Origin of the sequence: Variovorax boronicumulans, assembly GCF_019352895.1 — a bacterium.
In the GTDB taxonomy this organism is placed as follows: Bacteria; Pseudomonadota; Gammaproteobacteria; order Burkholderiales; family Burkholderiaceae_C; genus Variovorax; species Variovorax boronicumulans_A.
Genome location: NZ_JAAAFX010000004.1, coordinates 2,015,629 through 2,034,131, shown reverse-complemented (window position 1 = coordinate 2,034,131; position 18,503 = coordinate 2,015,629). Strand labels below are relative to the sequence as shown.

The following is an 18,503-nucleotide window of genomic DNA, read 5'->3' as shown; positions in this document are numbered from 1 at the left end:
GGGTCACCTCCGCCGCAGGTGCGGGTTCATGGCGTCGTTGAGCCCTTCGCCCAGCAGGTTGAAGGCCAGCACCGTGACCACGATGGCCAGGCCCGGCAGGCCGCAGATGTACCAGGCGTCGGTGACCTGCTCGCGGCCGCTGCCGATGATCGTGCCCCAGCTCATCACGTTGGGGTCGCCCAGGCCGAGGAAGGCCAGCGCCGCCTCGGTCTGGATCGCATGCGCGACCGCCAGGGTCGACACCACCACCACCGGCGGCAGCGCGTTGGGCAGGATCTGCGTGAGGATCAGCCGCGCATGGCTCATGCCCGCCGTGCGGCCCGCCAGCACGAACTCGCGCTCGCGCAGCTGCAGGAACTGCGAGCGGACCAGCCGCGCCGTGGGCGGCCACGACACGATGCCGATCGCGAACACCACGGTCGTTACCGAGGGCTTGAACAGCGCCACCAGCACCACCGCCAGCACGAAGCTGGGCACGGTCTGGAACACCTCGATCACGCGCAGCAGCACCGCATCGACGCGACCGCGGTAGTAGCCGGCCAGGGCACCGACCGTGATGCCCACGCAGGCGGAGATCACGGTGCTCACCAGGCCGATCAGCAGGGACACGCCCGCCCCCGACACCAGCCCGGTCGCGAGGTCGCGGCCCATGAAGTCGGTGCCCAGCGGATGGGCCGCGTCCTCGCCGGGCCACAGCATGGGCGAGCCCGCCATCTCCCACGGATCGCCCGGAAACCACCAGCGGCCCAGCGTGGCCGCGGCCACCACGAGCAGCATCAGCACCAGCCCGACCAGCGCGGGCCGGTTGCGCGCCACTTCGCGCGCGAAGCCCAGCGCGCGTTCGCGCCGGCCGCCGTCGTAGCGCACGGCCTGCGCCGGCGCGCTCGCCACCAATGCCGGCTTCATGCGTGGGCTCCGTTGGTCGAGAGCTGCACGCGCGGGTCGAGCCAGGCGTAGAGCACGTCGACGAGGATGTTGATCAGCGTGACCAGGATCGAGCTCAGCAGCAGGATGCCCAGCAGCAGGTTGAAGTCGCGCGCCAGGATGGCCTCGAAGGCCAGCCGGCCGAGCCCGGGCCAGCTGAACACCGACTCGACCAGCACCGCGCCGCTCAGCAGCGAGGCGATCTGGAAGCCCAGCATGGTCACCAGCGGCAGCAGCGCGTTGCGCAGCGTGTGGACGATGGTGATGCGCGTCTCGCCCGCGCCCTTGGCGCGCGCGGTGCGGATGAAGTCGGCGCCGTAGAGCTCCAGCATCGAGGAGCGCACCAGCTTGGCATAGACCGCCATGTAGAAGGTCGCGAGCGTGACCGAAGGCAGGATCGCGTGGCGCGCCACGTCGAGCACCCAGGCCAGCCCCGTGTGGCTGGCACTGATGTCGACCATGCCGCCCGAAGGCAGCCAGCCCAGCCGGGCCGAGAACAGCACGATCGCCATCAGGCCCAGCCAGAAGGTCGGCATCGCGTAGGCGGCCAGCACGAACAGCGAACTGAGGTTGTCGACCCAGGTGTGGACCCGCAGCGCAGACAGCACGCCCAGCGTGACGCCCAGCACCAGCGCGATCGCGATGGCCGCGACCATCAGCAGCAGCGTGGCGGGCAGCCGGTCGATCACGAGGTCGAACACCGGCATGTTCTGGCGAAAGGAGAAACCCAGGTCCAGCGTGACGATGTTCCAGAGGTAGTGGCCCAGCTGCAGGTACAGCGGCTGGTCGAGCCCGAAGCTCGCGCGCAGCTGTGCCATGTACTCGGGCGTGGCGGCGCCGGCCTCGCCCGCCATCACGTCCACCACGTCGCCCGGCGCGACCTGCAGGATCATGAAGTTGAGCAGTGCGATGCCGAACACCACGGGCAGCACCTGCAGCAGCCGCTTCTTCAGGAAGCCCCAGAGCGGGGACGCGAGGCGCAGGCTCATTTCTTGGCGTCGAGCCAGGCGTCGCCGTAGGAGGCGAACAGGCCGTCGCCCTGCAGCACCTGCTTGTGCAGGCGCGCGGTGGCGACCGTGACCCAGGTCTGCTCGACCAGGTCGAGCACCGGCAGGTCTTCCTGCACGATCTGCTGCCACTGCTTGATCAGCGCCTTGCGCTTGCCCACGTCGGCCTCGCCGCCCGCGGCTTCCATGATGCGGTCGAGTTCGGGGTTGGAGTAGCCCGAACCGTTGGTCCAGGGTGAACCCTTGACGATGTTCTTGGTCCAGAACAGCCGCTGCACGCCCAGCGTCGGGTCGGGCAGCCGGTGCAGGCTGGAGATCATCAGGTCGTAGTCCTGGTCGTTGAAGATGCGGCGCAGGTAAGTGGCGGTGTCGCCCGCGCGCAGTTCCACGTCGACGCCCACGCGCGCCAGCGACTGCTTGATGAACTCGGCCGGGCGCGAGGCCGTCACGCCGCCGCCGGCATCGAAGTCCAGCGTGATCTTCAGGCGCTTGCCGTCCTTGCCCGGCTTGAGACCGGCCTCGTCGAGCAGCGCGGCCGCCTTCTTGAGGTCGAAGGGGTACTGGCGCGTTTCCGGGGCGTAGTAGTTGACGACCGACGAGGGCACGGGCCCGGTGGCCGGCTTGCCGTAGCCCAGGAACACCACCTTGAGCAGCGCATTGCGGTCGATCGCGTGCGCGAAGGCCTGGCGCACGCGCTTGTCCGACAGCGCGGGCCGGCGCACGTTGAACTGCGTGAGGAAGATGGTCGCGAGGTAGCGGCCGTCGTCGAGGTTGATCGTGTACTTGCTCTTGTCGCTGAACTTGTTGAGGTTGGACAGCGGGATGCTCGAACCCAGCGCCACGTCGAGCTCGCCGGCTTCCAGCGCCACGGTGCGCGCCGCGGCATCGGGGATGAACTTGAACACCACGCCGTCGAGGTAGGGCTGCGGCTCGCCGCCCGGGCCGCGCCCCCAGTAGTTCGGGTTGCGCTCCAGCCGCACATGGCTGCCCTTGACCCATTCCTTGAACACGAAGGGTCCCGTGCCCACCGGCGCGTTGTTCGCCGGGTTCTTGAGCACGTCGGTGCCTTCGTAGAGGTGCTTGGGCAACACCTGCGCACCGTAGGTGTTGATGTAGTTGAGCAGGTAGGGCGCGGGCGAGGACAGGCGCACGATCACGGTGTGCGGGTCGGGCGTGTCCACCGCCGTCACGTTGGCGAAGGCCGCGCGGCCGAAGGGGTGCAGCGGCTTCCAGACTTCCAGCAGCGTGTACTTCACGTCGGCCGCGGAGAAGTCCTTGCCGTCGTGCCACCTCACGCCCTTGCGCAGGTGGAAGGTCACGGTCAGCCCGTCGGGCGCGACCTCCCACGAAGTGGCCAGTTCGGGCACCGGCTGCAGCTTGAGGTCGTAGCTGACCAGGCCTTCGAGCACCTTGCTCGACACCTGGCCGATGTTCATGGTGGTGATGAAGGCCGAGGTCAGCAGCGTGGGCTCGGGCGACACCGCCACATTGAGGATGCCGCCGCGCACCGGCTTCGTGCCGACCGTCTGGGCGAAGGCCGAAGGCACGGCCAGGCTGCCTGCCACGAGGAGCGCGCCCAGCGCGGTGCCGGTGTGGATGAAGTGGCGTCGGTTGGAATGCATGGGATCGATGGAAGAAAGAAGAGGAATCAGTCGGCCGAAGCCAGGTAAGCGTCGGCCAGCGAAGCGTAGAGGCCGTCGCCCTGCGAACGCACCTTGCGGTAGCGGGTGCTCGAGACGGTGGTCCAGTCGAGCTCGACCAGGTCGAGGATCGGCACCTCTTCCTGCACGATGGCCTGCCACTGGTCGATCAGCGCGCGGCGCTTGGCCGGGTCGAGTTCGACCGCGGCCGCCTCCATCACGCGGTCGAGTTCGGGGTTGGCGTAGCCGGAGCCGTTGCTCCACGGCACGCCCTTGGCGATGTTCTTGCTCCAGTACCAGCGCTGCACACCCAGGCTCGGGTCCGGCAGGTTGTGCAGGCTGGTGAGGAACAGGTCGTAGTCGCCGTCGGTGAACACGCGCCGCAGGTACACGCCGGCGTCGGACGCACGCAGTTCCAGGTCGATGCCCACGCGGCCATAGGCCTGCTTCATGAACTCGCCGGTGCGCGTGGCCTCGAGCGAGCCGCTGCCGTAGTCGAGCGTGAGCTTGAGGCGCTTGCCATCGGCCTTGCGCGTCAGCCCGGCCGCGTCGAGCAGCGCTTCGGCCTGCTTCGGATCGTGCGGGTACTGGCGCCCCTTGGCGCTGTGGAAGGCCGGCACGGTCGAGGGAATCGCGCTGGTCGCGACCTTGCCGTAGCCCCGGTACACCACGCGCAGCAACGCTTCCCGGTCCAGCGCATACATCAGCGCCTGGCGCACGCGCTTGTCGGCCAGCGCGGGCTTGCGCACGTTGACCGCGGCCAGCTGGATCGACGCGAGGTAGGCGCCGTCGGTGGTGTTGATGCGGTACTTCTTCTTGTCCGAGAACTGGTTGAGGTTGGACACCGGGATGTTCGACGCCAGCGCCACATGCACTTCGCCCGAGGCCAGCGCGACCGAGCGCGCGGCGGCGTCGGGGATGAACTTGAACACCACGCCGTCGAGGTAGGGCAGGCCCGCGCGCCAGTAGTCGGGGTTGCGCTCGAGCGTGATGTGGCTGCCGCGCACCCATTCCTTGAAGCGGAAGGGGCCGGTGCCGATCGGCGCCACGTTGGCCGGGTTCTTGAGCAGGTCCGTGCCTTCGTACAAGTGCCTGGGCACCACCTGCGCGCCGTAGGCGTTGAGGAAGCTCAGCAGGTAGGGCGTGGGCCGCGACAGCCGCAGGATCGCGGTGTGCGGATCGGGCGTGTCCACGGCCTGCACCGACGCATAGGCCAGCCGGCCACCCGGATGGATCTTCTGCCAGATGTTGAGCAGCGAGAAGGCCACGTCGGCCGAGGTGAAGTCGCGGCCGTCGTGCCACTTCACGCCGCGGCGCAGGCGCAGCGTGAGCGACAGGCCGTCGGGCGCGAAGGCCCACGACTCGGCCAGCTCGGGCTGCGGCTGCAGCTTGTCGTCGAACCAGACCAGGCCTTCGCTGATCTTGCCCGCGATCATCGTGACCTGCATCGTCGTGAGGAAGGCCGCCGACAGGATCGAGGGCTCGGGGGCCAGCGAGATCACCAGCGTGCCGCCGCGCTGGGCGCCGTCGGCGGCCGGCTGCTGCGCATCGCTGGTGGCCAGCCAGGGCAAGGTGGCCGCGGCCATGCCGCCCTGCAGCAGCAGGCGTCGGTTCAATGAAGAAACCATGGGTCGAAATCTCCGGGAAAGGACTGAGTGCCGGGTGCGAAGCCCACGGGAACAGCGAACAGGAAAGCCCGGGAGGTTAGGGGCCGCATGCGCCGCGCCCAAGCGAGAAAAACGAGGATCGATATGCGCGCCGCCCTGCATAAGCAAGCGCGGAAATCTTCCTTCGCCGCGCGCGGACCGCGCTCTTAGAGTGCCTACGCGGCCCGCCCACACGCCGGCCTTCGCTTCTCTCTTTCACGCGCTTCAGTCGCCCCTGCCCCGCCGGAGTTCCCATGCCTTCCTTCCCCTCACGCGGCCGCACCCGCCTCGGCTTCGCCCTGCTCTCCTTCCTGCTCGCCGGCGCCGCCCAGGCCGCGGACCTGCGCATCGGCTTCATGCCCGGCCCCTACCGCGACGCCTTCGCCAAGGGCATCGAGCCGCTGCTCCAGCAGCAGGGCTACAGCATCAAGTACGTGGAGTTCAGCCAGGGCGTGCAGCCCAACGACGCGGTCGAGCGCGGTCAGATCGACGCCAACATCTTCCAGCACACGCTCTACCTGAACGCCACCAACCAGCAGCAGGGCTTCAACCTGGTGCCTATCGTCCACGTGCCCACGCCGCCGATGGGCCTGTATTCGCAGCGCTACAAGACGCTGGCCGCGGTGCCCGACGGCGCCACCGTCACGCTGCCGGCCGACCCGGTGAATGCGGCGCGCGCACTGAACATCCTCGCGGGCCTGGGCTGGGTGCAGCTCAAGCCGGGCGTGAGCCCGCTGAACGTCTCCGAGCGCGACATCACGGCCAACCCCAAGCGCCTGCGCCTGGTGCCGCTGGATTCGGCCCAGGCGCCGCGTGCGCTGGCCGACACCGACCTGGCGGCCATCCAGGGCAACTTCGCGGTCGCCAACGGCCTCAAGCTCACCGAGGCCCTCAAGCTCGAGGACATGACGCTGCCCTACGTCAACGTGGTGGCAGTCAAGCGCGGCAACGAGAACAGCGCCTATGCCAAGGACATCGTGCGCGCCTACCAGTCGACCGAGTTCCAGAAGGTCTTCCAGGCCAATCCGGTCTGGGCCGGCTACCGGCTGCCCGACTACTTCGTCAAGTAAAGCGCGATGGGCCATTTCGATCCCGATCTCTTTGACCCGCTGGTCGCGGCCGCGGCCTCGCTGCGCGCGGCCTTGCATGCGGATGCCATCGCGCGCGACAAGGCCGGCGGCGTGCCGCTCGGACCGCTCCAGCTGCTGCGCGACGCCGGCCTGCCCTCGGCGCAGATCCCCGTGGCGTACGGCGGCCAGGGCGCCTCGTGGCCTTCGGTGCTGCGGGTCGTGCGCGAACTCGCCAAGACCGACGGCTCGCTGGCCCAGCGCTATGGTGAGCACCATGTGGCGCTGCACGCGCTGGTGGCGCGCGGCACGGCCGCGCAGCGCGACCGGCTGCTGCTGGCCTCGGCTCGAGGCCAATGGCTCTGGGGCCATGCCACCGACGCGGGGCAGCCGCTGGCGGGCGCACGGCGCGACGGCGAGAGCTGGGTGCTCGACGGCGTGCTGCCCACCGCTTCCGGCGCGCAGGCGGCCGATCGGCTGCTGATCGAATGGCAGGACATCGGCGGGAAGCGCTTCCTCGCGAGCCTTCCGGCCGACCGTGAAGGTCTGGTGATCGATCACGCGCTGGACAGCATCGGCCAGCGCCAGAGCGGCCACGCCACGGTGCGCCTGCAGGGCCTTCGCCTGAGCGACGACGAGGTGCTCGGCGCATCCGATGCGCCCTCGACGCCCTTCCTCTCGCTGGACAAGCTGCTGCGGCAGAGCGTGCAGCTGAACGTCTCGCTGGGTTCCGCACAAGGCGCGCTGGTCGAGGCGAGTGTCTACACCAACACCAGCTCGCGCCCCTGGATCCACTCGGGCGTCGCCAGGCACACCGACGACCCCTGGGTACAGCGCAAATATGGCGAGCTGGCCATCCGCACGTGGGCCGCGACCGAACTGGCCGAGCAGGCGGCCGACCAGCTCGACGCGGCCTACGCGCAGGGCCCGGGCCTGGGCGAGGCGCAACGCGACGAGGCCGCGGCCATCATCGCCGTGGCGAATTTGTATGCCGGCGAGACCGCGCTGGCCGTCTCGAGTGAGATCTTCGAGGTCATGGGTGCGCGCTCGGCCACCACCGCCAACGGCTTCGACCGCTTCTGGCGCAACACGCGCACGCAGACGCTGCAGGACCGGGTCGAACACCGGCAACAGGCGCTGGGTCGATGGCTGCTCGGCGAGGGGCATGACTGCGCGCCCGCGCTGTTCGAGCCCGACACCCGCAACCCCTTCGTCGCACGCGCGGTCGAACTGCGCGCGCTGTTCGCACAGGACGCGATCGAACGCGACCAGGCCGGCGGCCGGCCGGCCGAACAGATCCGCCTGCTCAAGCAGCACCGCCTGCTCGCGCTGCTGCTGCCGCGCGAGCACGGCGGCGAGGGCGAGCCCTGGTCCACCACCTTGCGCATCACGCGCACCTTCGCGCAGGTCGACGGTTCGCTGGGCCATCTGTTCGGCTACCACGGCAGCAGCCTGCTGAGCCCGCGCCTGCGCCAGGAGCCCGAGAAGGCGCGCGAACTCTGGCGCCGCTCGACCGAGGGCAACTGGTTCTGGGGCAACACCGCCAACAGTTTTTCCAAGAGCCTGTTCGGCCGGCGCGAGGGCGAATGGTTCGTGCTCGACGGCTTCCGGCCCTTCACCTCGGGCTCGCATGTCGCGGACTTCCTGGCCATCGCCTGGGAAGACCCCGAGAACGGCGACCGCCGCTTCGCCGCGATCCCGGCCGACCGCGAGGGCCTCGTGATCGAGGACGACTGGGACGGCATCGGCCAGCGCCAGACCGGCAGCGGGCGCGTGACGTACCGCGGCGTGCGCGTGCACGAGAGCGAAGTGCTGGGCGCCCCCGCGCCGCTCAACCCCACCGGCGCGCCGGCAGAGCCCTACCGCACGCTCACGCCGCTGCAGCAGCAGAGCGTGCTGCTCAACGTGTTCGTGGGCACCGCACAGGGCGCGCTGCGCGCCGCGCGCGAGCACACACGCCTGCATGCGGGCGTCGCGTACCCGGCCGACGACCCCGGCATCCAGCGCCAGTACGGCGCGCTCCATGTGAAGACGCTGGCCGCCACCGCACTGGCCGACCGTGCGCTGCGCGCGCTCGACGATGCGGTGGCGCAGGGCGAGGCCTTGACCGCAACCCAGCGCGGCGAGGCAGCGGTCGCGATCGCCGCCGCCAACGTGCTGGCCGGCGAGGTCGCGCTCGAAGTGACGAGCGAGATCTTCGAAGTGCTGGGCGCCGATGCGGCGACCCGGTCCCTGGGCCTCGACCGCTTCTGGCGCAACGCACGCATCCACACGCTGCACAACCCGGCCGAGTACAAGACGCGCAACGTGGGGCGCTGGTTCGTCTCCGACCAGCCGCCGGAGCCCGGCACCTTTCAGTGATCCGGTTGCAGCGAGGTCCGCAGCGCTTCGACGAAGCGCTGCGGTTGGTCGAGCATCACGAAATGGAAGCTGTCGTCGATGCGCGTGAAGCGGGCCTTCGCCAGCCCCGCATAGGCGCCGCGAAAGCGTGCGTCGACGTCCGGCGCGGGCACGCCGTAGAGCGGGTCCCAGGCATAGATCACTTGAACCGGCACGCGGATGCGCGCCAGCTCGGGCCGCAGGTCGGTGGTCATGAGCTCGTAGCTCGCGTTGGCCACCGTCGTGCGGTCAGACCGGATGGCCGCGTCCACGACCGCCGCGCGTGCGGACGGCGTCTTGACCAGGCGCGCCACCGACGCAGCCTGCATCGCGTCGGCCTGTTCCTTTGGTGCCGACAGCAGCTGATCCCTGAACACGGCCGCACCGGGCGTCGACGTTGCCACGGTGGCGGCGGGGTCGAACAACAGGCTGAAGAAGGGCAAGGCATCGACCACCACCAGCCCGCCGACGGCCTCGGGATGGCGCGCCGCGAGCATCAGCGCGACCTCCCCGCCCAGCGAATGGCCCACGACGACGGGTGCCTTCAGTTGTTGCTGCGCGATGTAGCGCGCGATGGCTTCGGCCACGGGCGCCGCGACCTCGCCCGTGGCGTTGGCGCCGGCGGCCGTGCCGGCGAAGCCCGCGACCTGCACCCGATGCAGCCGATGGGTCTGCCGCAAGCTCGCCGACGCGTCGGCCCAGACATCGCTGGCAGACGCGAGCCCGGGAATCAGGATGAGGTCGGGCCCCTGCCCTTCGGTCTGCACCGAGATCCTGTCGGCGACCCGGGCGGCAGCCGCGGGTGCATCGGCGGGTGCGGCGGCCGAGGCCGGAAGTGCCGTGGCAATGAGGGCAATGGCGACGCACGCGGCGCCGATGAATGAATGCATGAGGAAGGATCTGGTGAGGGCCGCGTATCGCGCCGGAGAAAGTGGCAGCGGCCGCAGGAATTCTCCACTGACTTCGAACGCCGGCACCGCACCGGCCGCGGCCCGTGGCATCTTCGGCTTCCGCGCAGGAGGCCCGCTGTTGCAACTGCCCCTATTGCGGCACCAGCCCCGCAGCCTTCACCAGTTCCGCATGCAGCGCGATCTCCTGTGCGATGGTCTGCTGGAACTGCTCGGGGGTGGTGGGCGCCACGTCCATACCGATCTCCTGCAACTGCTTCTTCACGTCCTCTCTCTGCAGGATGGCGTGCACCTGGCGGTTCAGCTGGTCCACCAGGGGGCGCGGCGTGGCGGCCGGCGCCAGCAGGCCGATCCAGGTCTGCATGACCATGTGGGGGATGCCCGCTTCACGCATCGTCGGCACGTCGGCGATGAGCGCCGATCGCTTGTCGCTCATCAGCGCCAGCGCGGTCAGCTTGCCGGACTTGAGGTAGGGCAGCGCCTCGGGCAGCGGTGCGAACAACAGGTCCACGTTGCCGCCCATCAGGTCGGTGATGGCCAGCGCGCCGCCCTTGTAGGGCACATGGGTCATCCGCACCTGGGCCCGCGTCTCGAACATCAGGGCGGCCAGGTGCTGCGGGCTGCCGTCGCCCGAGCTGGCGTAGTTCAGGCTGCCGGGCCCGGCCTTGGCCGCGGCCAGAAGCGCGCCCGCGCTGGAGAACTTCTGCTTGTCCTTGACCACCAGCACCATGGATTGGTTGGCCAGCTTGGTGATGGGGGCGAAGTCGGCCTGCGGGTCGTAGGGCAGCTCCTTGAAGATGCTCTTGTTGGTGGTCAGGAAGGAGGCCGGCGACGCCATGAGGGTGTAGCCGTCCGGCGCGGCCTTGGCCACCACCGGCAGGCCGATGCGGCCGGACGCGCCCGCCCGGTTGTCCACCACGAAGGGCTGGCCGGTGACGGCGGCCAGCTTCTGGCCGACCAGGCGCGCGATGATGTCCACCCCGCCGCCGGCAGGGAGCGCCACGATGAGTTTCACCGGACGGTCGGGATAGCGGCCCTGGGCGCCGGCGGAGACCCCCGTGGCCAGCAGGCCCAGCGCGCACGCCAGGAGGGAAATTCTGCGTCGAGTGTTCATGGGTCGCTCCGGTGGTTGGATCAGGAAGGAATGGGCGCGCCCTGGCTGGCCACGGGGGAAGCATCGGTCGTGCTGCGGTCGAGCCGCAGGCGGGTGATGGCGGCAATTTCGTCGAGCGCGGTGGCCAGTTCGGTGGCGCGCTCATTGCGCAGGCGCTGCTCGAAGGCCCGCAGGGCCGAGTCCCGCGTGTGGCGACGAATGCACAGGATGAACGGGAAGCCGAAGCGTGCGCGGTAGGCCTGGTTGAGCGCGCGCCAGCGCTCGGCCTCGTGGGCGTCCAGCCGCGCCAGCGCCAGCGTGCCCTGCTCCGCAATGGACGCATCGGTCATCGTGCCCCGGCGGGCGTCCTCGCCGGCCAGCTCCGGGTGCCCGGCGTAGAAGGCGACGCGCCCGGGCTCGTCCAGGGCGGCCACCACGCCCACCATCGCCGCGTGCAGGGCGTCGATGCTCGCGAAGGGGCGCTGGTCCACGACGCCGCGGGTCACCCAGGGCGCGTGCTCCCAGATGCCGGCCAGTTCGGCACAAAAGACCTCGGGCGCGCAGATGTTGAGGTGTTCGAGGCGGGAGGATGTGCTCATGGCAGGCATCGTAGGGATGCAATTCATTGCCGGCCATCACCATTTTTGCAATGCTGCATACGTAAAATCAGTACGCACGATCCACGCATGCCCCATGCCCCTCCATGCGCCATTCGCTCGTTCCCGCCGGACTGCGCTACGCCGACCAGGTGGCGCGCTCGGGCTCCATCCAGAAGGCCGCGCGCGAACTGCACGTGGCGGCCTCGGCCATCAACCGGCAGATCCTGCAGCTGGAGGAAGAGCTCGGCGTGCCCCTGTTCGAGCGGCTGCCGCGTGGCATGCGGCTGACGCCCTCGGGCGATGCGCTGATCACGCTGGCGCGCCATTGGCGGCAGGACGAACGCGGCGTGATCGCCGAGATCCGGCGCATCCAGGGCGTCCACCAGGGCCATGTGTCGCTGGTGGCCATGGACAGCCACGCCACCAGCGTCATGCCGGCCCTGGTGCGGGAGGTGGGTGCGCAGCACCCGCTGGTCAGCCTGTCCATCGAACTGGCCACGCCCGACGATGCCGAGGCCGCGCTGCTGACCGGCCAGGCCGACCTGGCCGCCATCTTCAACCTGAAGCCGCGACGCGAGTTGCTGGTGCTCTGGAAGAGCGCGCTGCCGCTGGGTTGCGTGGTGGCACCCGGGCACCCGCTGGCGCAGCGCGAGACGGTGAGCTTCCAGGAGGCCATGGCCCACCCGGTCGCGCTGCAGAGCAAGGCGCTGACGATCCGGCGCTATCTGGAGGCGCAGTACGACTGGCTGTTCAAGGAACCGCGGCGCTTCACCGAGACCAACTCGCTGCAGCTGGTCAAGCAGCTGGCGCTCGGCGGCCAGCATGTGGTGTTCACCTCCGAACTGGACGTGGCGCCCGAACTGGCCTCGGGCCAGCTGGTCTTCATCCCGGTGCGCGACCGCGGGGTCGAACCGCAGGAGATCGCCGTGGCCGTGGACGCCACCAAGCCGGTCGGCCCGATCGTGAAGCTGGTGGCCGAGCGGCTCATCGCCGCGCTGCAGCAGGCCCTTGCGGCGGCACGTGGACAAGGTGCGCCCACAGCCTGATGACGATGCGTCAGGGGCGCGCCATCGGACGAGGACCGGATCGCTGCGACTGGCCTGCCGTTACGGTCGGCAAGCCGCGTAGATGAAGCAGTCCCGGGGCTCCGCGGAGAGGTTCGGATGCACGGTGTGGCGGGCCAGCCGCCCTTCCCGCACGAAGCCGCTTTTCTCCAGCGCCCGGGCGGAGGGGCGGTTGTCCACGTCGCAGGTCGCCTCGACCCGGAAGATACCTGGCAGATCCAAGGCGATGGCCGTGAACGCCTGGAGGGCCTCGACCATCAAGCCTTGGCCCCAATGGCTGCGTGCGAGCACATAGCCGATGTTCACGACGTGGCCGAGAGGCCGCGCCTCGAGCATGCCGATGAGCTCACCGCCCGCCTTCGAAGTGAGGATGTACGGCAGCGCCGAGCCCGCCTGCCACGCCGCTGCGCAGCTTCGGACGAAATCGCGCGTGGCCTCCAGCGAGGCATGCGGTTGCCAGACCATGTAGCGGGCCACCTCCGGGTCCTGGGTGTACGAGGCGAACATGGCTTCGGCGTCCGAGAGGTCCGGAGCACGCAGCTTGAGGCGCGCGGTCTCGATGGTGCAGGGGAATGTCGGGGATGGCTGGTGCATCGGCGGGTGTGGTCGGAACGACTGGCGATGGCCGATTGTGCCTACGGGGGTGCTTCCCGGCTTCTTCCCACGTCACGGATCGCCACCTCGGCAAAGGCTGTGACGCATGGGTTCGCGGACGCGGCGAGGGCTCGTCCTGCGGGTGCGCAGCAGCGCTCAGGAAGCTTCCGTTGGCGCCCGTAGCGGCTGCTTCACCGGCAGCGGTGCATAGGCCAGCGCGTCCACCACCCGGCCGCCCAGCAGGTGTTCGCTGACGATCCGGTCGATGCCGGCCTCGTCGACCCCACCGTAGTACGTGCCCTCCGGAAACACCTGCACCACCGGCGCGAGGTTACAGGGGCCGAGGCAGCTGGTCTTGGCGCTCATCGTGCCTTCGCCGCTGGTGCGCAGGTTGAGCCGCTTCTGTTCGTTGCGCAGATGGCCCCAGACCAGTGCCGCGCCCGCGTTGTTGCAGGGGCCGCCCTGGCAGACCAGCACCCGGTACTTCTGTGCGGGGATCAGCGAGCCGACCGTGTGCAGCGCCGAGGCCGGCGTGGACGCCGGATCGCTGGGCTGCGACGCCGCCATGTCGCGCAGCAGCGCGTCCATGCCCGCCAGTGCGGCGGGCGGCTCGCCGACCTGCACGCGCGGCCAGCGGCGCTGCGGGTGCTCGGCCTGCCAGCGATGCACCGCGCGATCGATCCAGACCCTGAAGCCGGGCTCCATCGGCAGCAGCAGCGGCAGGATGAAGACTTCGTCGAAGCCCGCGTCAGCCAGCGCCGTCAAGGTCTCGCGCAGCGAAGGCGCGCCCTGCTCGCTGAAGGCGAAGACGACGTGGCCGACGCCCTCCACCGCCTGCAGCCGGCCCGCGAGATCCTCCATTTCGCGCGTGGCTGCGCCGGTGATGGAGGACTTGGCCAGCAGCACGGTGGCACGGCGCGGCACGCTGTTCGAAGGTTCAGGAAATGGCATGGCGCTTTCACGAGTGGCCCGGCATTGCGATGCACCGAGGGTGCGGATTCTATGCAGCCATCGCTGCATCGCCTCCGGCAAAGGCCCTCGCTACGCGTGCAGCCACCGCGCATGCAACCAGCGCGCCAGGTGATCGAGCAGGTAGCCCAGCGCGCCGATCAGCAGGATCGCGGCCATGAGTTCCGAATACGCCAGCCGGTCGCGCGTGTCGAGGATGAAGTAGCCCAGGCCGGCCGACACGCCCAGCATCTCGGCGGGCACCAGCACGATCCAGATGATGCCGATGGACAGGCGCACACCGGTCAGGATCTGCGCCGTGATGCCGGGCAGGATCACGTGCAGCACCGTCTCGCGCCGCGTGGCCGAGAGGCTGCGCGCGAGCAGCAGCCAGTTGGCGTCGAGCTGCGCCACGCCGGCCGCGGTGCTCAGCAGGATCGGCCAGACCGCCGCGAAGGCGAGCAGGAAATACACCGGCGCATCGCCCACGCCCAGCACCATCACCGCGATCGGCATCCACGACAGCGGCGAGATCATGCGCAGGAACTGGAACACCGGCGTGCTGGCCTGCGCGAAGCCGCGCGACAGGCCGGTGAGCACGCCCAGCGGCACGCCCAGCACGAAGGCCAGCAGCAGCCCGACGCCCACGCGCTGCAGGCTCAGCAGCGTGTGGTGCCAGATGTCGGCACCCCCGAGCAGATGGGCCAGCGCCTGCAACGAAGGCCAGGGTGCGAAGGCCGCGGCCACCGGTGTGCGCGCCAGCAGCAGCTGGCTGCCCAGCCACCAGAGGCCCAGGGCCAGCGCGATGCCGGTCAGCGGCAGCAGGATGCGGCGCAGCACGGTCAGGCGGCGATGGTCTCGCGGCGCGCGTAGTCGGCCGGCACACCGAACACCTGCGGGCCGCCGACGCTCTCGATGGCCTTGCGCACGAAGCGCGTGTCGACCAGGTCACCCGCGACGAACTTCGGATCGAGCGCATTGAGGAAGGCGGTGTCGCCCTCGACCTTGGTGGCCTTGATGGCGCGCACCAACTGCTCGGTGTACGAGGCGTAGGGATAGGGCTGGAAATCGATGCGCCGCTGCGCCCAGCCCTTGTGCTGCACCACGCCGCTCTTCTCGTAATCGACGTAGTCGGTGGCGGCCAGCACCTTGGCCAGCGTCTGCGGCGGGTGCGGCGTGTAGCGGCGCTCGCCCGCATTCGACAGCAGCTGCGCGGTCTCGAGGCGGTTGTCGCGGGTCCAGAGCTGCGCCTTGACCAGCGCGCTGGTCACGCGCTGCGCCCACTCGGGCTTCTCGGCCACGTCGCGCTCGGCCAGGAAGGTCACGCAGCAGGCGTGGTCGCGCCACACGTCGCCCGAGAAGCGCAGCACCTTGCCCACGCCCGCGATCTCGGCCGCGGCGTTGAAGGGCTCGGCCACGATGAAGCCGGCGATCGACTTGCCAGCCAGCGCCGACACCATCTCGGCCGGTGCCAGCACCACCAGGTTGACTTCCTTGGGGCCGATGGTGGCGCCGCGCGCGCGCGTGACCGCGGTCAGGCCTTCCTTGCGCAGCACGTCCTGCAGCAGGATGTTGTGGATCGAATACCAGAACGGAATCGCCACGGTGCGCCCGCCGAGGTCGGCCACCTTGCCGATCTCGGGCAGCACGGTGAGCGCCGAGCCGTTGATGTGGTTCCAGGCCACGATCTTGGCCGGGAACCTGGCGCCGTAGCGCACCCACAGCGTGGCCGGCGTGAGCAGGTGCACCACGTTGACCTGGCCCGCGACGAAGGCCTCGACGATCTGGGCCCAGGAGCGGAACAGGCGCGGCGCCTCGGCCTTGAGCCCCTCCTTCTCGAACAGGCCGCGGCCGTGCGCCACCAGCAGCGGCGTGGCGTCGGTGATCGGCAGGTAGCCGATCTTCACCGGCTGGTCGTCGCCCTTGAAGGCCTGCGCGCGCGCATCGCCCGCGCTCAGGAAGGGCGCGGCGACGGCCGCCCCGGTCAGGGCCGACAGGCGCAGCATGTCGCGCCGCGTGAGGCCGCAGTCGCAGGCCGACGAGGCGCAGATGTGCAGAGGGCGTCCGGTGCCGGAGGGGGAGCGATCGTTCATGCGAGGGAGTCCTTCTGAAGAAAGGGGATCGGAATGGCAAGGGGCGCCACGCTCATGCGGGCACACCGCCGGTGGCTTGCAGCGCGACGAGGATCTCGAGGCGCAGCCCCAGCAGCGCGGCGGGATCGGCCGTGCCCCGGTCGACACGCCATTCGCGCACGATGCGGCCGGGCCTGCCGCCCATCAGCAGGATGCGGTCGCCCACGCGCAGGGCCTCGTCGATGTCGTGCGTCACCAGCAGCGCGGCCGTGTGCCAGCGGTGCACCAGCGTGACCAGCAGGTCCTGCATGCCCGCGCGGGTGAAGGCATCGAGGGCGGAAAAAGGTTCGTCGGCCAGCAGCAGCTGTGGCTCGCGGGCCAGCGCCCGCGCCAGCGCCACGCGCTGCGCCATGCCGCCCGAGAGCTGCGCGGGATAGCGGCGCTCCTGGCCCGCCAAGCCCACGGCCTCGAGCGCTTCGGCCACGCGCTGCGCCAGCGCGGCTTTCGACTGCGCGGGCTGGCGCGCGAAGTCCAGGCCGAAACCCACGTTGCGCGCGGCATCGAGCCAGGGCAGCAGGCTGGGCTGCTGGAACACCAGCGCCGCACGCGGGTGCGGCGCGGTCAGCGGTGCGCCGAGGAAGCGCACCTCGCCGCGCGTGTGCGTCCCATGGCCGGTCTCGAGCCGCGCGAGCACGCGCAGCAAGGTCGACTTGCCGCAGCCGCTGCCACCCAGCAGGCAGACGATCTCGCGCGGCGCGACCTGCAGCGAGATGCCGTCGAACACCAGTGGCGCATCGCCGTAGCCGAAGCGCAGGTCGCGCGCCTCGAGCACGGGGCCGCCGGCGCCGGCCTCGGGGGCTGTCGGCGCCCCGTTCATGCGGCCGCGGCGGCCCGAAGCCTGGCGTCGTGCTTGAGCAGTTCGCCCCGCAGTTGCGTCACGCTGGGCGTCACGATCGGGACGAAGGCCGCCTCGCGCCAGTGGCGCGCGAAGCTGGAGACCTGGTCGCGGTGGTAGGCCCGCCCGCCGCTGGCCTGCAGCTCGAGCTGCACCGCCTGCTGCACGATCTCCGACAGCGCGAGCCGCAGCCTGAACAGCTCGACCGGGTGGGCGAGGAAGCGCAGGCTCAGCAGGCCCGCATGCAGCGCCTCGGTCGCCTCGCGCAGCGCCTGGCGCTGCGCTTCGATCGGGGCCTCAAGCACCTCGCGTCCTGCCCCGCTGCGCTGCGTCGCGGCCTCGAGCGCGGCCCGCGCCAGGCCGATCGACATGCCGCACTGCAGCCCCAGGAAGGCCGGCCGCGCCTGCGGCAGGAACTGCTTGCCGTCGGCATGCAGCAGGTCGGTCTCGTCGATCGCCAGGCCCTCGATGCGCAGGGAGGCGGTGTTGCTGCCGCGCAGCGCGATCAGGTCGAGGTCGGGGCTGCGTTCGAGGCCCGCGCGGTCCGATGGCAGGGCCACGATCAGCGGCGCGCCGCCGTCTTCTCGCGCCACCGCCACGGCGGTCACGAAGTTGTCCGCACGCAGGTTGGTGCACCAGGGCACCGTGCCGTCGAGCAGCCAGCCGGCGCCATGAGGCGACGGCCGGGCCCAGATGGCCAGGGCCTCGATGCCGCCGAGGAACTTCATCGCGTTCGACAGCCCGGTCGCGCCGGCCTGCGTGCCGTCGAGCAGCGCGGGCAGCCAGCGCTCGCGCAGCGCCGCATTGGGCGACTGCAGCAGGTACTCGATGAAGGCGCGCTGGCCCCAGAAGCTGAAGGCCGCAGCCAGCGACTGCTCGGCCACGCCGGCGATCGCCTCGACGGCATCGTCGATGCCGCCTTCGCCGCCGAACTCCTTGGGCACGCCCAAGCGGAACAGACCCGCAGCCGCCAGACGCGGCACCACCTGCGCGGCCTGCGAGTCGTCGGCATCGAGCGCCTCCGCGTGCGCGGCCAGCCAGTCGCGCACGGCCTCAGCCCGCACGGGAGCTTCCGGTGTCGGCTTGCAGCTTCTCGGGCAGGTAGGGCTGCAGCTGCGGGTTGACCGGGCTGCGCGCCAGGCTGTTGGCGAAGTTGCACAGCGTGGCCAGGCTCACGCCCAGCATGGTGTCGAGCGCCTGCGCCTCGGAGTAGCCGGCGGCGCGGAAGGCGGTGAGCGCAACGTCGTCGACATTGCCGCGCGTGGCGATGATCGCCTCCGTGAAGACGCGCAGCGCATCGAGGCGCGCATCGCCCGTGGCCTCGCCGTTCTGCAGCGCGATCACGGCGCCGGTGCCGAGCTTGGCCTGCTTGAGCGCTGCGGCCGTGTGGCCGGCCACGCAGAAGTCGCAGCCGTGCAGCCGGGCCGCGGTGATCTGCACCACCTCGCGCTCGGCCAGCGTGAGCGAGCCACGCGCGTTGATCTGCACCACCGTGAGGTAGGTCTCGAGGGCCGAGGGCGAGTTGGCCAGGATGCCGATGAGGTTGGGCAGGAAGCCGTTGTTGGCGACGGCGCGCGCCACGAAGGCTTGGCTGCCCTCGGGTGCCGAGGCCTCGGTGTGCAGGGTCAGGCGGGTCATGAACGTTGTCTCCTCGGGGCTGGGTTCCG

Annotated in this window: 17 protein-coding genes; 3 read left to right on the top strand and 14 right to left on the bottom strand. The window is 70.3% G+C overall.

Annotation, left to right across the window (positions count from 1 at the left end; translation table 11 throughout):
* Window positions 1-3: 3 nt before the first annotated feature.
* The 4 genes from K0H49_RS11045 to K0H49_RS11030 are packed head-to-tail and all read right to left on the bottom strand — an operon-like array spanning window position 4 to window position 5,199.
* Window positions 4-906: an ABC transporter permease gene (locus K0H49_RS11045; RefSeq protein ID WP_219212007.1), complete on the bottom strand. Its 903-nt coding sequence runs from the start codon at window positions 904-906 to the stop codon at window positions 4-6.
* Window positions 903-1,913 (bottom strand): ABC transporter permease, encoded by a 1,011-nt coding sequence (locus K0H49_RS11040; protein WP_219212005.1) that lies wholly within the window; start codon window positions 1,911-1,913, stop codon window positions 903-905. The genes K0H49_RS11045 and K0H49_RS11040 overlap by 4 nt, the downstream gene beginning before the upstream one ends.
* Window positions 1,910-3,553, bottom strand: coding sequence for an ABC transporter substrate-binding protein (locus K0H49_RS11035; protein ID WP_219212003.1), 1,644 nt, complete (start codon window positions 3,551-3,553; stop codon window positions 1,910-1,912). Before K0H49_RS11035 ends, K0H49_RS11040 begins: the two co-directional genes overlap by 4 nt.
* Window positions 3,554-3,579: 26 nt before the next feature.
* Window positions 3,580-5,199: an ABC transporter substrate-binding protein gene (locus K0H49_RS11030; RefSeq protein WP_219212001.1), complete on the bottom strand. Its 1,620-nt coding sequence runs from the start codon at window positions 5,197-5,199 to the stop codon at window positions 3,580-3,582.
* Between the two features lie 272 nt (window positions 5,200-5,471).
* On the opposite strand from K0H49_RS11030, the gene K0H49_RS11025 reads away from it, so the two are divergent.
* Together K0H49_RS11025 and K0H49_RS11020 are read left to right on the top strand one after the other, a co-directional pair.
* Window positions 5,472-6,287, top strand: coding sequence for a MetQ/NlpA family ABC transporter substrate-binding protein (locus tag K0H49_RS11025; protein WP_219211999.1), 816 nt, complete (start codon window positions 5,472-5,474; stop codon window positions 6,285-6,287).
* Between the two features lie 6 nt (window positions 6,288-6,293).
* Window positions 6,294-8,645 (top strand): acyl-CoA dehydrogenase family protein, encoded by a 2,352-nt coding sequence (locus K0H49_RS11020; RefSeq protein ID WP_219211996.1) that lies wholly within the window; start codon window positions 6,294-6,296, stop codon window positions 8,643-8,645.
* On the opposite strand, the gene K0H49_RS11015 is transcribed toward K0H49_RS11020, so the two are convergent.
* From K0H49_RS11015 to uraD, 3 genes are all read right to left on the bottom strand, one after another.
* A complete protein-coding gene (locus K0H49_RS11015) occupies window positions 8,639-9,553 on the bottom strand; it encodes an alpha/beta fold hydrolase (protein WP_219211994.1) in 915 nt (304 codons plus the stop codon). The genes K0H49_RS11020 and K0H49_RS11015 overlap by 7 nt on opposite strands.
* 151 nt (window positions 9,554-9,704) lie before the next feature.
* Window positions 9,705-10,685 carry a Bug family tripartite tricarboxylate transporter substrate binding protein gene (locus tag K0H49_RS11010; RefSeq protein ID WP_219211992.1) on the bottom strand — a complete coding sequence of 327 codons (981 nt, stop codon included), beginning with the start codon at window positions 10,683-10,685 and terminating at the stop codon, window positions 9,705-9,707.
* Between the two features lie 20 nt (window positions 10,686-10,705).
* Complete coding sequence (gene uraD / locus K0H49_RS11005; protein ID WP_219211990.1) at window positions 10,706-11,263, bottom strand: 2-oxo-4-hydroxy-4-carboxy-5-ureidoimidazoline decarboxylase; 558 nt, start codon at window positions 11,261-11,263, stop codon at window positions 10,706-10,708.
* Window positions 11,264-11,367: 104 nt separating this feature from the next.
* Between uraD and K0H49_RS11000 the strand changes: the two genes are divergently transcribed.
* Entirely contained in the window at window positions 11,368-12,309 is a 942-nt protein-coding gene (locus K0H49_RS11000; protein WP_219211988.1) for a LysR family transcriptional regulator, read from the top strand.
* 60 nt (window positions 12,310-12,369) lie between these two features.
* Here the strand turns inward: K0H49_RS11000 and K0H49_RS10995 are convergent, their stop codons facing one another.
* The 7 genes from K0H49_RS10995 to K0H49_RS10965 form a co-directional block, all read right to left on the bottom strand.
* Window positions 12,370-12,921: a GNAT family N-acetyltransferase gene (locus K0H49_RS10995; RefSeq protein WP_219211986.1), complete on the bottom strand. Its 552-nt coding sequence runs from the start codon at window positions 12,919-12,921 to the stop codon at window positions 12,370-12,372.
* Between the two features lie 156 nt (window positions 12,922-13,077).
* Window positions 13,078-13,872 carry an NAD(P)H-dependent oxidoreductase subunit E gene (locus K0H49_RS10990; RefSeq protein ID WP_219211984.1) on the bottom strand — a complete coding sequence of 265 codons (795 nt, stop codon included), beginning with the start codon at window positions 13,870-13,872 and terminating at the stop codon, window positions 13,078-13,080.
* 90 nt (window positions 13,873-13,962) lie between these two features.
* Entirely contained in the window at window positions 13,963-14,709 is a 747-nt protein-coding gene (locus K0H49_RS10985; RefSeq protein WP_374122333.1) for an ABC transporter permease, read from the bottom strand.
* A 2-nt stretch (window positions 14,710-14,711) separates the two neighbouring features.
* Window positions 14,712-15,962, bottom strand: coding sequence for an ABC transporter substrate-binding protein (locus tag K0H49_RS10980; RefSeq protein ID WP_219211983.1), 1,251 nt, complete (start codon window positions 15,960-15,962; stop codon window positions 14,712-14,714).
* Between the two features lie 52 nt (window positions 15,963-16,014).
* The gene (locus tag K0H49_RS10975; protein ID WP_219211982.1) at window positions 16,015-16,818 is read right to left on the bottom strand and encodes an ABC transporter ATP-binding protein; all 804 of its coding nucleotides are present in this window, start codon (window positions 16,816-16,818) and stop codon (window positions 16,015-16,017) included.
* Window positions 16,815-17,900, bottom strand: a complete 1,086-nt coding sequence (locus K0H49_RS10970; RefSeq protein WP_219211981.1) for an acyl-CoA dehydrogenase family protein — start codon at window positions 17,898-17,900, stop codon at window positions 16,815-16,817. Before K0H49_RS10970 ends, K0H49_RS10975 begins: the two co-directional genes overlap by 4 nt.
* Window positions 17,890-18,474 carry a carboxymuconolactone decarboxylase family protein gene (locus K0H49_RS10965; RefSeq protein WP_219211980.1) on the bottom strand — a complete coding sequence of 195 codons (585 nt, stop codon included), beginning with the start codon at window positions 18,472-18,474 and terminating at the stop codon, window positions 17,890-17,892. The genes K0H49_RS10970 and K0H49_RS10965 overlap by 11 nt, the downstream gene beginning before the upstream one ends.
* Window positions 18,475-18,503 lie beyond the last annotated feature (29 nt).